The organism is Kitasatospora sp. NPDC036934 (assembly GCF_055608425.1).
Window position 1 is genome coordinate 155409 of the sequence record NZ_JBVJQR010000013.1, and the last position, 12811, is coordinate 168219.

A 12811-nucleotide genomic window follows, 5' to 3' on the forward strand; every position below is an offset into this window, starting at 1 on the left:
GCAGCCGAAACGATCGAGGGAAGTGCGCATGGCCGGCCAGCGGGCGAGAACGCCGTACCAGGACGCGGGACCTCGCGCCGAGGACCCCGCCGTGCCCGCCCAGCGCTCCCACGGCGCGGACGGCGGCGCCGACCAGGTGCGCGACGCCCGGCCCCAGCGCGCCGGGGCCTCGCGCCGCCGGCAGCAGGCCCGCCGGCGCGGCGGACTGGTCGCCGCGCTCGCCGCGGTCGGGTTGCCGCTGCTCGGCGGGATCGCCGACGAACTGGGCGGGCCCGGGGTCGGCATCCTGTTCGCGGTCGGCGCGGTGCTCGGCACCGGAACCGCCGCGTTGCTGTGCAGTCGGCCCGGCCGCTGGTGGGTGCTGACCGCCGCCCCGGTGGTGGTGCTGCTCACCGCCTCGGGCGTCGAGTACGCGGCCGACCCCGACAAGTACCAGGGCAAGGGCCTGGGCACCGGCGCGGTGCGCTGGGTGGTCGAGGCGTTCCCGGTGATGGCGGCGGCGGTGGCCCTCGCGGTGCTGGTCATCGTGGTAGGGGCGGTGCTGGACCGTCGTCGGCCCGCCCGGTCGGCCGCGCCGAAGGGAAGGGGCCGCCGTGGCTGAGCGCACCAACCGCTCCGCCGGGCGGGGCAGCCGTCTGGCCGAGCAGGCCGGGCACGCCGGCCGACCGCGCGGGCGCGCCCCGCGCCGCGGGCCCGCGCCGCTGACCGTGGCCGGCCGCACCCTGGCCTGCACCGTCTCGGTCGCCGTGCTCGGCGCCAGCGGCTTCACCTGGTACGAGTACCGCAGCCTGGACGACGGCATGATCAAGTCCAGCGCGCTGAGCGAGGCCAAGAAGAACGCCCCGGCGCACCTGGACAAGTCGGTCAACCTGCTGCTGATCGGCCTGGACAGCCGCAAGGACATGGACGGCAACGACCTGCCCAAGCAGTTCGTCGAGGACGAACTGCACGCCGGCTCCAGCGAGATCGGCGGCTACAACACCAACGCCCTGATCGTGCTGCACATCCCGGCCAACGGCGGGAAGGTCACCGCGCTGTCCGTCCCGCGCGACGACTACGTGCAGACCGCCGGCGCCGACGGCAAGATGCACAAGATCAAGGAGGCCTACGGCATCGCCAAGGAGGCCGCCGAGGCCAAGCTGGCCGGAAAGGGCCTGTCCAAGGCGGAGTTGGAGCGGCAGAGCCGGGAGGCGGGCCGCTCGGCCACGATCCAGACCGTGCAGAGTTTCCTGGACGTCCCGATCGACCACTTCGCCGAGGTCAACCTGATCGGCTTCTACGACATCGCCAAGGCGGTCGAGCCGATCCAGGTCTGCCTCAACCACCCGGTCGACGATCCGATCATCGCCCGGACCGCCACCCACGAGGGCGGCGGCACCGGCCTCAAACTGCCCGCCGGGATCAGCTCGTTGGACGCCGCCCAGGCGCTCTCCTTCGTCCGCCAGCGGCACCACCTCACCAACGGCGACCTCGACCGCACCCACCGGCAGCAGGCGTTCATCTCCTCCGTCGAGTACAAGCTCAAGCAGCAGGGCATCCTCAACGACTTCGGGCAGATGCAGAAGCTGTTCGGGGTGGTGAAGAAGGACGTCGTGATCGACAACGAGTGGAACATCCTCGACTTCGCCCAGCAGGCGCCCAACCTCACCGGCGGCAACGTCGAGTTCAACACCCTGCCGATCACCGGGTTCAAGACCATCGGCGGGCAGGAGGTCAACACCGTCAACCCGGACCTGATCAAGAAGATCGTCCGACAGCTGTTCAACCACGAACAGGAGCCCGCCGCCCCGGGAGCCGCCCCCGGCGACGCTCCGGGGGAGACGGCCCCGCCCACGCCCTCGCCGAGTGCCGCGCCCAAGTCCGTGGTCGACGTCAACGCGGTGGCGGGCGCGGGCGCGGCCGCCAGCGAGTCCAAGGCACTGGTCGACCTCGGCTACCAGGCGGGCCGGATCGGCGACGCCCCCGCGCGGACCCGCACCACCACCGTGAGCTACGGCAGCGGCGCCAAGGCCGACGCCCAGGCGGTGGCGGCCCGGTACGGCGTCACGGCCGTGCCGTCCGCGGCGGTCGCGTCGGGCCACGTGCTGGTCACCCTCGCCGCCGGCAGGACCCCGACCCCCACCCCGGCCGCGACCGCGTCGGGCGCACCGGCTCCGGCCGGCGCCTCCGCCGATCCGGCTGCCGGGCTGCCGATGCAGGGGCCCGCGGTGAAGGCGGGCGGGATCCCCTGCGTGGACTGATCCTGGCGGCAGCACGGCACGGCACGGCACGGAATGGCACGGCAGGGTGAACACCCGTGCGGGGAAGGCTGGTTCGGCCCCGCGCATGGTTACGGGGGCCGGTCAGGGGCGCGGGGCCTTCTCGCCGTGCACGGCGGTGTACTCGGCGGCGAGCCAGGGGCCCAGGCCGTCGATGAGGACGGCCAGGGTGGCCCGGTCGGTGGTGGGGTCGCGGGCGACGGCCGCGGCGAGGCGCATCTGCTCGGCGCGGCCGGGGTAATGGGCGGCGAAGGCCTCGGCGGAGGCGGTGAGGTCGCTCGTCCAACCGTTCCAACGGGGCATCACCAGGGTGAAGCCGGTCCGGACCAGTCGCCGGGAGACCGCGCGGCTGAGCGCCGTGAGCCGGGAGTCCGGGTCGGTGGCCAGTCGTTCGCGCCAGCCGGGGAGCGCGAGCGCGAGGTCGCCGTTGGTCTCGCGGGCGAGCAGGGAGGTCGGGCGGTAACGGGGCAGCCGCCCGCCGAGGTCCTCGCCGAGCAGCGGGGTGCACAGACAGGCGACGAACCAGCCCAGGTCGTGCCGCTCCAACTCGCTGAGCAGGGTGTCCACACCGAACAGCAGCACGCCGGCGCCGTCGACCTGCGGGAAGTCCGCATCGAGGGCGGCCCCCACGGCGCGGGCGTCGGCGCGGTCCTCCGGGGTGGGCTCGTGGCGCAGGGCGAGCAGCAGGTCCAGGTCGGAGACGCCGGGGATCGCCGTGCCGCGCGGGATGCTCCCGTACAGGTAGGCGCTGTGCAGCCGACCGGGACCGAAGGTGGCGGCGATCCGCTCCCGGGCGGCGTCGACCAGCGGCCCGAACTCCGGCGGGACGCGCTCCAGCGAACCCTCCCGCGCGATGTACCCGTCCTCGTCCAGTCCGCTGCCGATCATGGCGGCACTCTGCCGCGCCCGCCGCCCCGTTGGCCAGTGGTTTTCCGCGGTGAGCCAGTAGAGCAGCGCGGCAAGGCTGGTGGCGGCCCCGAGCAGGCAGACGGCCGTCCAGCCGCCCCGGTCGTACACGAGGGTGGAGGCGATCGCGCCCGCTCCGCAGCCGGCGGAGTAGAGCAGCATGTAGCCGGCCGTCAGTCGGCTCCGGGCCTCGGGGCGGACTTGGTAGAGGAGGTGCTGGTTGACCACGTGCACGGACTGCAGGCCGTAGTCGATCACCACCACGGCGAGCACCAGCCACCACACCGAGTGCGGCAGCAGCGCGGCGGGCAGCCAGCCGACGAGCATGGCCGTCAGGCCGATGCCGGCGGTGCGTTCGGCGCGGCCGCGGTCGGCCTGGCGGCCGGCGTGCCCGGCGCCGAGCGCCCCGGCGGCGCCGGCCAGCCCGAACAGGCCGATCTGGGTGTGGCTGAGTTCGAAGGGCGGTGCGGCGAGCGGCAGCACCATCGGGGTGAGCAGCACGGTGACGGAGGTGAAGGCGAGCAGGGCGAGCACGGCGCGGACGCGTAGCACGCGCTCCTCGGCGAAGAGTGTGAACACCGAGCCGACCAGCCGCAGGTAGCCGGTTCGGCCGCTGGTCCGTCCGGCGGTGCGGGGCGGCTCGGCGGGCAGGGCGGTGGCAACGGCGAAGGCCATGGCTCCGGTCGCGACGGCGGAGACCAGGTAGACGGCGCGCCAGCCGGCCAGGTCGCCGATCGTGCCGGCGACGGTGCGGGCGAGCAGGATGCCGACCACGATGCCGCCGGTGACGGTGCCGACCACCTGGCCCTGGTCGCCGGGGGCGGCGAGCGAGGCGGCGTGGGCGACGACGACCTGGGCGAGGACCGCGAGCGCGCCCACGGCGGCCATCGCGGCGAGCAGCAGCGAAGCGGAGGGAGCGAGGGCGACGGCGGCGAGGGCGAGGACGGAGAGCCCGAGCTGGACGGTGGTCAGGGCGCGGCGGTCGACGCGGTCGCCGAGCGGGACGATCAGCAGCAGGCCGATCGCGTACCCCGTCTGGGTGAGAGTGCCGACCAGGCCGATGGCGGCCGGGTCGATGCCGAAGTCACGGGCGATCAGGTCCAGCAGTGGCTGGGAGTAGTAGACGTTGGCGACGGCCAGGCCGCTGGTGACGGAGAGCAGCCAGGTGACGGCCGGTGACAGGCCGCGCGTCGGAGTGCCCGCACGGGCGGCGGCGGGAGAGGTCATGGGCGGGTCCCCTCGAAGGGCAGTGGTGGTTTCAAAGTGCTACCGCATCACCCTGGCATATCCTGGTTTCAATAAGCAACCACTAGTCCGGCGGTACGCTGGGCGCCGACCGGCTGAGAGGTGGGAGAAGTGCCGAAGCGCACCACGCACGAGGAGTCGGCCTGCCCGGTCGCCCGTCCGCTCGACGTGGTCGGCGACGGCTGGACCCTGCTGATCGTCCGTGACGCCTTCGATGGGCTGCGCCGCTTCGGGCAGTTCCAGAAGAACCTGGGGCTTGCCAAGAACATCCTCTCGGCCCGGCTCGCCAACCTCGTCGCCACCGGAGTCTTCGAACTCGCCCCCGCCGCCGATGGCAGCCCCTACCAGGAGTACCTGCTCACCGAGAAGGGCCGTGCGCTGTTCCCGGTGATCACCGCACTGCGGCAGTGGGGCGACCAGTGGTTCTTCGCCGAGGGCGAGCCCCGGGCCCGGCTGGTCGACCGCGTCTCGGGCGCACCGGTCGCCCCGGTGGAGGTGCGCTCGGCGGACGGGCGGCTGCTCGGGCCGGACGACGCGAAGGTGCTACTGCCCTGAGAAGCGCCGCCGCCACCGGCGTCGGGACGGCCGGTGGCGGCGGGGGAGCGGGGGCGATCAGGGAGTCGAGCTCGTGGCCGGCGGGCAGGGCGGCACCGGGTCGGCCTCGCCGGGCGGCTTGCAGGTGGGCAGCGGCCTCGTGGTGCCGGTCGTCCTGGCCGAACTGATGCCCGCGCCGGTGGTCCCCGTGCCGGTGGTCCCCGCGCCGGTCGTCGTCGTTCCGGTCGTCGTCGTTGAGGTCGTTGAGGTCGTTCCGGTGGGGCTCTTGGGGATCGTCGTGGCCGTTTCGCTGGGGCCCTTGGTGGTCGGGGCCGCGGTCCCGGTCTGGGTGGAGGGACCGGAGGTACCCGTCGCCGATGAGGTGCCGGACGGCGTGCCGGAGGACGAGGTCGCCCCGGACGAGGTGGCGCCCGACGAGGTGGCGCCCGACGAGGTGGCGCCCGACGAGGTGGCGCCCGACGAGGTAGCGCCCGACGAGGTGGCGCCGGAGGACGTGGCCCCCGAGGACGTCGCCCCGGACGTCGAGGCCGTCGCCGTCGGAGTGGTCGGCTTCCACGGCGCCGGCGGCGGGATGCCCGGCACCAGCGGCCCCTGCGGAGGCCCGACGTGCTTGTCCACGATGTCGATCCGCCCGGTCAGCCGGGAGAACCAGCCGCCGGTCTCGATGTTCACCAGGATGATCTCGGTCACCGGCTTCGGAGCCGGCACCACCACGATCAGCGTGGTCGGCTCGAAGCCCGTCCAGGCCTTCCCCGTGTACGTGGCGTTGCTCACCAGGACCGCCGGCTTCAACGGGTTGCCGCAGGCACAGCGCACCCGGGGCACGCCCTGGGAGTCCACCAGGACGGCCGTGCCCGCCTGCAGCACGGACTGGTACTCGACCACCGCGCCGCTCTTGTAGCTGTGATTGGTCACCCGGGTGTCCACCCGCAGGTACGCCGAGGTCAGCGAGCGCAGGTAGGACGGGATCGCAGACTGTTCGATGCCCGCCGCCGAGGCCCAGGCCCGTCCGCCGTCACCACTGGACACCATGCCGATCAGTCGCTCGGTGTCGCAGCTGGGACGGCCCATCGTCCCGCCGTACAGCCCGGCCGAGCTGCCCTGCACGCTGTGCAGGACGGCCGGGGAGCTGGTCTTGGGGGTGCCGCCCGGTTGCGCCGCCGCGCTGGTGGGCGCGGGAGCCGGGGCGCTCACGCCCTGGGTTTCCACCGATGGGGTGAACGGCGCCGGTCCGGGGTCGGCCGGGGTCTGGAGGGCGACCTCGTTGGCGGTCGGGATGGCCTCGTGCTTGCCGCCCTGGTTGGTGACGACCAGCACGGTGGCCACCACGGCCGCCACCAGCACGCCCGCCGCCACCGACAGGCCCTTCCCGGAGCGCCACCACGGTGTGCGCGGTCCGCGCCCGCCGCCCGAACCACCGCCGCCCGCACCGGCGGCGGACGACCCGCCCGGCCCGGAGGGCGGTGGTGGTACGGACGGCGGTCCGCCCGTACCGCCACCCGACGGCGGTCCGGCCAGCGGGCCGGACGGGGGACCGGTGGGCGGCTCGCTGGGCGGGCCGGAGGGAGGCGGTTGGGAACTCATCGAGGCTCCGTTTCGCAGGCGGCCGGCGGGAACGGCCGGCACAGGAAGCTCCTGCCACTGGAGTTTCCTTTCTCCCCCGGTCCCCCGCTCGCCGCAACAGCAGGTGGCCCTGTCGTCGCCGAGCGTGCCCCGCGGCAGTCGGTCACCCTGGGAACGGACCAGCACCGTTCGAGCAGAGGGAGGCGGCATGCAGCAGCCCACCACCGGGGTCGCCGGCCCGCCCGGAGCCGTCCGCGGCTGGCTGGACGCGCTGGCCGTGGTGCTGGCCGGGCTCGTCGCGATGGCGGCGGTGGCCGCGTTGGGCCTCTGGCTGGCCGGCGCCGGCGACCTCCCGGAGGGCGGCTTCCCGCCCGTGCTGGCCGCGACGCTGGCGCTGGCCGTCGGCGGTTCGGTCCAGCTCGACGGCGGCGCGGGCAGCTTCGCCGCGGTGGACGCCGGGGTGAGCGCGATGCCGCTGAGCGTCTCGCTGGTCGGCGCGGTCGTGATGGCCGAGGTGTTCCTGCGCCAACTGCGCTTCCGAGCGGTGGCCGGGGGCGGTGAACTGCTCGGCCGGGTCGCCCGGACGGTGGTGCTCTGGCTGCTCGCCCTGGTGCTGATCACCATCACCGCCAAGCACACCTTCGTGATCGAACTCGGCGGCAGTCTGGTGCAGACCATCGGCGGCGTGCTCGGGCTCACCCCGGAGGTCGGCTTCCACGCGGAGGGCGTCACCACGATCGGCATCGGGCTGGCCTGGCTGCTGCTGGTGCTCGCGGCGGTCTTCGCGGTGTCCCGCCGGGCGCCGCTGCCGCGCGGTCTGCTGCGCTACCAACTCGCCGTCCGCCCGGCCGCGTTCGCCCTCTGGATGGTGCTGCTGGGATACGTGGCGATCGGCGCGGCGGCCGGGATCGTCACCGCGATCGTGCACGGCGACGCCCGGCGGACGATGGCCGTGCTCCTGCTCGCCCTGCCCGACCTGGTCTGGCTCGCCTTCGGTCTCGGCCTCGGCGCGGCCTGGCACGGCCGGCTGGTCGGCGCGCTGGGCCTGCCCGTCCCCAAGCCGCTCAGCGCGGTGCTGCGCGCCCCCGGCGGGCAGGAGGCGACCATCGACCTCGGCACCCTGGCGGAGTACGACGCGCGCAGCTGGTGGCTGCTGCCACTGGCCGCCGTGCTGCTTGTCGCCGCGGCCTTCCTCGCCGCCCGCCGCTCCCCGCGCACCGTGCGGCTGTGGCAGCACGCCGTCCGCTTCGCCCTGGCCACCGCCGTCACCATGCTGCTGGTGGGCCTGTGGACCCGGATGGACGCCGACTACGGGCTGTCCGTGCTGGGCGTCGGCCTGGGACAGGGCGGCTTGGGAGACCTGCTCGGCTCCGTCCTCGGCGGCAGCGATCCGGTGGCGGCGCTGGGCAGCGGCAGCCTGACGCTGCGCCCGGCCCTGTGGACGGCAGTGCCGCTGGCGGCGGGCTGGGGACTGCTGACCGGGGTGCTCGGGGCGCTGCTCGCCTCGCGGGTGCGGCGGCGCGGGGAGGTCACCGAGGGGACGGCTGTGCCGGAGGGGCCGGAGGCCACAGAGGGGACGACGGGCGGCTGAGCCCTGCTGCGGGCAGCCCGTCCAGGGTTCGGAGCCGTCCGGCCCGGGTGCGTGGCTGTCCGTTCCGGGTGCGTGGCTGTCCGTCCCGGGTTCGGAGCCGTCCGTCCCGGGTTCAGACCAGCTCGGCGATCAGGACCACCGCCGCCGGGACGGCCTGGCCGAGGGCTCCGCGCCACAATTTCGGCTCGGAGACGAACAGGGTCGTCCCGCCGGCCACCATGAAGGCGGCGACGTAGAGGATCAGGGGCCTCCCCGACCCGGAGTGCCCGGTGTGCAGCAGGACCAGGCCGGTGACCAGGCCGAGGGCCAGGAACAGGTTGTAGAAGCCGACGTTGAACCGCCACAGCCGGACCTCCGGGGCATCCGCGGTGCTGCCGGTGAGCAGGTAGCGCACCCGCGGGTGCCCGTACAGGTAGCTCTCCAGCGGCCACACCACCAGGTGGATCGCGGCGGCGAGCATGGCGAAGAGCTGGCTGACGGCGTTCATGGTCGAAGACTTCCTAATGCTCCCGGGGCGGAGGGTGGACGACCGGGGCGGCCCAGGCGGGCGGCTCCGGGACCTGGGCGGGGCCGGGGGCCCGGGCGACCGCCGGGACGACCCGGGTGGGCGGCCCGTTCCCGGTCCACCCCGACCACGGGGTGGGGGCGCCGGCCGCCCGCAGCTCGGCGACGAACCGCAGACAGTCCGGGAAGCGGTCCTCGGGGGCCTTGGCGAGCGCCCGGGCGACCACCTCCCCGACCGCCTCCGGGAGGTCCGGCCGGTGCCGGTGCAGGTCGGGCGGCGGGTCGTTGAGGTGGGCCCAGAGCAGCGCGAGGTCGCTCTCCCGGCGGAACGGCGGGGTGCCCGCGAGCATCTCGAAGACCACGCAGCCGAGGCCGTACTGGTCGCAGCGCCCGTCCAGCGGCTGGCCGGAGATCTGCTCGGGCGCGGCGTAGTCGAGCGTTCCGACGATCTGGCCGACGCTGGTCAGCCCGCTCAGCGACAGTGACTTCTTGGTGAGGCCGAAGTCCGCCAGGTAGAGGTGCTCGGGGTGCTCGCTGTCGGTGCCGGCGGCGACCAGGACGTTGCCCGGCTTGACGTCCCGGTGCACCAGCCCGCGGCGGTGGGCGGCGTCCAGCGCGGAGGCGACCTGCAGGGCCAGGCGGGCGGTGCGCTCGACCGGGAGCGGGGCGTCCCGGTTGATCAGGGCGCGCAGGTCGCCGCCCTCGACGTAGCGCATCGCCAGGTAGAGGATGCCGTCGTGCTCGCCGGCCCCGAACACCGGGACGATGTGCGGGTGGTCGATCCCGGCGGCGGCCTCGGACTCGTGCATGAAGCGCAGGCGGAACACCTCGTTGCGGGCCAGTTCCGGGGCCAGCAGCTTGACCGCGACGGTCCGGCCGAGCCGCAGGTCCTTGGCCCGGTAGACCACGGCCATCCCGCCGCGCCCGATCTCCTGCTCCAGGCGGTAGTCGGCCACCTGCCGCCCGACCAGGCCGGCCGGCAGGCCGGGGGCGGACGCCGGTGTCGGCGTCGGATCGGCGGGGATCACGGCGCGCCGGTCCGGGTCGGCGAGTACGGGTCGGGTCGCCGAGGGTCGGGTTGCTGCGGGTCGGACTGCCGCGGCTCGTGCACCGGCGGGTCGGCCTCCGGGTCGGCCTCCGGGTCGGCCTCCGGTGCGGCTGTCGGCGCGGGAAGCTGTTCCGGCGGCCGGTCGGTGGCCGCGTACGCCTGTAGCTGCAGCCCGTCGCAGTAGCACCAGCGGTCGTGCACCGGGTCGAACAGCCAGAGCGTCTCGCCGTCCGCCACCAGGCCGATCCGCAGGCCGCGGGTCCGCTCCCGGAAGGCCTCCAAGTCCAGGGTGCCCGCGGCGAGGTCCTCCAGCAGGGCGCGGTGGCGGGAGAGCGCGGCCTCGGCCTCGGCGAGCGCGGGGCGCGGGTCGGCGGTGCGGGTGGGCGGGGCGTCCGCGCCCGGTGGCGGCTGGGGGAGGACGACCAGCAGCCGGGCGTCCACCCAGGCGGTCCAGCCGTTGGAGCAGAGCACCTGGGCCCAGTCGCCCTGCCGGGCGATCAGCCGGACCGGGAGGAGCGGATCCAGCCGGGCGGCGGGCCGTGCCGGGTCCGGGGCCGTCCAGGTCGCCATGCCGTCCGGCGGGGCGACGTGGGTGGGGCGGAACGCGAACTCGTCCATCGGCGGCCGGCTTCCCTCCTGCGCGCGAGCCGGAGCCGACGGCAGGGGCGGCGCGCGGCATCGGAACCGCAGTTCGATTCCACTCTACCGGCGGGCGCCGGGGCGGCTACCTGCGCATGACCACCGGTTCGTGCCGCCGCAGCAGGGCGAGCACCGCCAGCCCGTACGCCGCCGCGAGGGCGGCCAGCGCGGCCATGCTGATCACCCAGCCGGTCCGTTCGGGGCGGAACGCCGGGTCCGCGGTGATCGGGGACGGCACCGTGAGCCGGCCCAGGTCGACGGTGCGGGCCATGGCCGACAGGCCCCACCGGGACGGGACGAACCAGGCGAACTGCTCCAGCCCCGGCACGCCGTGCAGCTTGAGCATCAGACCGCTGAACACCACCTGGACGATCGCCAGCAGCACCAGCAGCGGCATCGTGGTCTCCTCCTTGCCGACGGCGGCGGAGACCACCAGGCCGAGCACCATCGAGGTGAACGCGAGCAGCGCGACCGCGATGATCAGCTCCGGCAGCTGCGGCAGCAGCACGCCCGTCGTCACCGGCGGCGGGGCGTTCGGCCGGGCCGGCGCGGAGAGCGTCACCCCGGCCAGGCCGACCACGGTCAGCAGCGCGGCCTGGACCACCGTGACCGCGCCGAGCACCACCACCTTGGACACCAGGTAGGCAGACCTGGACAGCCCGACCACCCGCTCCCGCCGGTAGATCGCGCGCTCCTTGACCACCTCGCGCACCGCGTTGGCCGAGCCGGTGAGCACCCCGCCGAGGCAGAGCGTGAGCAGGCAGTTGATGGCGTTCTCGTCGGTGAGCCGCGAGCCGGCCATCGCCCGGCACATCACGCCGATGACGAACGGCAGCACCAGCATGACGGTGAGGAACAGCCGGTCGGCGGCGAGCACCGCGGCGTACCGGCGCACCAGGGTGCTCAGCTGGGCGAACCAGCCCTGCGGCTTCTCCCGGCCGATGGCGGGCGGCGGCGCCGCGGCGGACGCGGCCGGGGCGGGCAGCGGGTGCGCCGCCTCGGCCGTCACGTACCGCCGGTACTCCGGCGAGGCCAGGTAGCGCTGCCGGCTGCGGCCCTCGGTGTCGTTCTCGAACTCCTCGAAGGCCTCCGGCCACTCGTCCTGCCCGAAGTACGCCAGCGCCTCGGTGGGCGGGCCGTAGTAGGCGGTCCGGCCGCCGGGGGCGAGCACCAGTAGCCGGTCGCAGACGTTGAGGCTCAGCACGCTGTGCGTCACCACGACCACCGTCCGTCCGTCGTCGGCCAGTTCGCGCAGCAGGCGCATCACCGAGCGCTCCATGCCCGGGTCCAGACCGGAGGTCGGCTCGTCGAGGAACAGCAGCGAGGGCTTGGTGAGCAGCTCCAGCGCGATGCTGACCCGCTTGCGCTGGCCGCCGGAGAGGCTGGCGATCACCTGCTGCTCCCGGCCGTCCAGGCCCAGTTCGCGGATCACCTCGGAGACCCTGGTCTCCCGCTCGTGCCGGGCGGTGTCCCCGGGGAAGCGCAACTCGGCGGCGAAGGACAGCGCGCGGCGGACGGTGAGCTGGGTGTGCAGGATGTCGTCCTGGGGGACGAGACCGATCCGGCGCCGCAGCTCGGCGTAGTCGCGGTACAGGTCGCGCCCGTCGTACAGCACGGTGCCCTGGTCGGCGGGGCGCAGCCCGGTGAGCGCGTTCAGCAGGGTGGACTTGCCGGCGCCGCTCGGGCCGGCCACCGCCAGCAGGGTCTTCTCGGCGAGCGGGAAGCCGACGTCGTCCAGCAGCACCCGGTGGTCCGGACCGACCTGGACGACCAGGTGCTGGACGTCCAGGGAGATCTCGCCGGTGTCGGTGTACTCGACCAGCCGGCCGTCGGCCAGGCAGAGCGCGAAGTGGCCGATGCCGACGATGTCGGCCGGGCCGACCGGGGCGCGCCGGACAGGGCGGCCGTTGAGGTAGCTGCCGTTGTGGCTGTCCAGGTCGACGATCTCGTGCCCGCCGCCCGGCAGTTCGCGCAGCTCGGCGTGGTGCCGGGAGACCACCAGGTCGTCCAGGACGAGGTCGTTGTCCGGCGACCGGCCGATCCGCACGGTGCGGCCGGGCAGCTCCAGTACGGCGCTCGGGCTGCGGAAGGTGCCGGAGCTCTGTGGCGCGGCCAGGGCGGTGCGTTCGCCGGGCGCGGGGGCCGGAAGGCCGGCGAAGGTCGCGGCCAGGCCGGTGGCCGGGTCGCCGAAGCGCAGCCGGGTGCCCGGGCCGACGTCCTCGTGGTCGACCCGGCGGCCCTGGTCGAAGGTGCCGTTGGTGCTGCCGACGTCCTCCAGCAGCCAGTGGCCGTCGTCGGCGTGCAGCACCGCGTGGTGCCAGGAGACCCGGGGGTCGTCCAGCACGATCTCGCTGGTCGGGTCGCGGCCCAGGTGGTAGGCCCGGGTCGGGTCGATCAGCCGGGACTCGTGGTCGGTGACCAGGACGAGGGGCGGCGCGGTGGGCGCGCCGGGGCGCTGTCCCATGCTGGGCATTCTATCGTCGGCGCCCGTGAACGGCCTTT

10 protein-coding genes and 1 pseudogene are annotated in these 12811 nt (G+C 74.5%); 4 read left to right on the plus strand and 7 right to left on the minus strand.

Translation table 11 applies throughout. The features are described from left to right. Window positions 1–28 precede the first annotated feature (28 nt). Together ACZ7BZ_RS21420 and ACZ7BZ_RS21425 are read left to right on the plus strand one after the other, a co-directional pair. Window positions 29–601 (plus strand): DUF6542 domain-containing protein, encoded by a 573-nt coding sequence (locus tag ACZ7BZ_RS21420; protein WP_470359649.1) that lies wholly within the window; start codon window positions 29–31, stop codon window positions 599–601. Further along, window positions 594–2240 (plus strand): LCP family protein, encoded by a 1647-nt coding sequence (locus tag ACZ7BZ_RS21425; protein ID WP_470359650.1) that lies wholly within the window; start codon window positions 594–596, stop codon window positions 2238–2240. The genes ACZ7BZ_RS21420 and ACZ7BZ_RS21425 overlap by 8 nt, the downstream gene beginning before the upstream one ends. Before the next feature lie 102 nt (window positions 2241–2342). Here ACZ7BZ_RS21425 and ACZ7BZ_RS21430 read toward each other — a convergent pair whose 3' ends face one another. Together ACZ7BZ_RS21430 and ACZ7BZ_RS21435 are read right to left on the minus strand one after the other, a co-directional pair. Then, complete coding sequence (locus ACZ7BZ_RS21430; protein ID WP_470359752.1) at window positions 2343–3146, minus strand: nucleotidyltransferase; 804 nt, start codon at window positions 3144–3146, stop codon at window positions 2343–2345. A gap of 18 nt (window positions 3147–3164) precedes the next feature. After that, a pseudogene (locus ACZ7BZ_RS21435) lies at window positions 3165–4391 on the minus strand (MFS transporter); the annotation flags it as partial. A 129-nt stretch (window positions 4392–4520) separates the two neighbouring features. Between ACZ7BZ_RS21435 and ACZ7BZ_RS21440 the strand changes: the two are divergent. Continuing rightward, complete coding sequence (locus ACZ7BZ_RS21440; protein ID WP_470359651.1) at window positions 4521–4964, plus strand: winged helix-turn-helix transcriptional regulator; 444 nt, start codon at window positions 4521–4523, stop codon at window positions 4962–4964. A 57-nt stretch (window positions 4965–5021) separates the two neighbouring features. Here ACZ7BZ_RS21440 and ACZ7BZ_RS21445 read toward each other — a convergent pair whose 3' ends face one another. Then, on the minus strand, window positions 5022–6548 hold the full coding sequence (locus ACZ7BZ_RS21445) for a DUF6777 domain-containing protein (RefSeq protein ID WP_470359652.1): 1527 nt from the start codon (window positions 6546–6548) through the stop codon (window positions 5022–5024). A 187-nt stretch (window positions 6549–6735) separates the two neighbouring features. Here ACZ7BZ_RS21445 and ACZ7BZ_RS21450 point away from each other — a divergent pair, with 187 nt between their 5' ends. Continuing rightward, the gene (locus ACZ7BZ_RS21450; RefSeq protein WP_470359653.1) at window positions 6736–8118 is read left to right on the plus strand and encodes a streptophobe family protein; all 1383 of its coding nucleotides are present in this window, start codon (window positions 6736–6738) and stop codon (window positions 8116–8118) included. 112 nt (window positions 8119–8230) lie between these two features. On the opposite strand, the gene ACZ7BZ_RS21455 is transcribed toward ACZ7BZ_RS21450, so the two are convergent. The 4 genes from ACZ7BZ_RS21455 to ACZ7BZ_RS21470 form a co-directional block, all read right to left on the minus strand. After that, window positions 8231–8605 carry a DUF1304 domain-containing protein gene (locus tag ACZ7BZ_RS21455; protein ID WP_470359654.1) on the minus strand — a complete coding sequence of 125 codons (375 nt, stop codon included), beginning with the start codon at window positions 8603–8605 and terminating at the stop codon, window positions 8231–8233. Between the two features lie 13 nt (window positions 8606–8618). After that, a complete protein-coding gene (locus ACZ7BZ_RS21460) occupies window positions 8619–9647 on the minus strand; it encodes a serine/threonine-protein kinase (protein ID WP_470359753.1) in 1029 nt (342 codons plus the stop codon). After that, on the minus strand, window positions 9647–10288 hold the full coding sequence (locus ACZ7BZ_RS21465; protein ID WP_470359655.1) for a hypothetical protein: 642 nt from the start codon (window positions 10286–10288) through the stop codon (window positions 9647–9649). The genes ACZ7BZ_RS21460 and ACZ7BZ_RS21465 overlap by 1 nt, the downstream gene beginning before the upstream one ends. 106 nt (window positions 10289–10394) lie before the next feature. Beyond that, complete coding sequence (locus ACZ7BZ_RS21470) at window positions 10395–12773, minus strand: ABC transporter ATP-binding protein/permease (protein ID WP_470359656.1); 2379 nt, start codon at window positions 12771–12773, stop codon at window positions 10395–10397. Window positions 12774–12811 lie beyond the last annotated feature (38 nt).

Bases quoted from the DNA above. Each gene is read 5' to 3' on its own strand.
- ACZ7BZ_RS21420 (WP_470359649.1), top strand. From the start codon at position 29: ATGGCCGGCCAGCGGGCGAGAACGCCGTACCAGGACGCGGGACCTCGC.
- ACZ7BZ_RS21430 (WP_470359752.1), bottom strand. From the start codon at position 3,146: ATGATCGGCAGCGGACTGGACGAGGACGGGTACATCGCGCGGGAGGGT.
- ACZ7BZ_RS21445 (WP_470359652.1), bottom strand. From the start codon at position 6,548: ATGAGTTCCCAACCGCCTCCCTCCGGCCCGCCCAGCGAGCCGCCCACC.
- ACZ7BZ_RS21450 (WP_470359653.1), top strand. From the start codon at position 6,736: ATGCAGCAGCCCACCACCGGGGTCGCCGGCCCGCCCGGAGCCGTCCGC.
- ACZ7BZ_RS21455 (WP_470359654.1), bottom strand. From the start codon at position 8,605: ATGAACGCCGTCAGCCAGCTCTTCGCCATGCTCGCCGCCGCGATCCAC.
- ACZ7BZ_RS21465 (WP_470359655.1), bottom strand. From the start codon at position 10,288: ATGGACGAGTTCGCGTTCCGCCCCACCCACGTCGCCCCGCCGGACGGC.
- ACZ7BZ_RS21470 (WP_470359656.1), bottom strand. From the start codon at position 12,773: ATGGGACAGCGCCCCGGCGCGCCCACCGCGCCGCCCCTCGTCCTGGTC.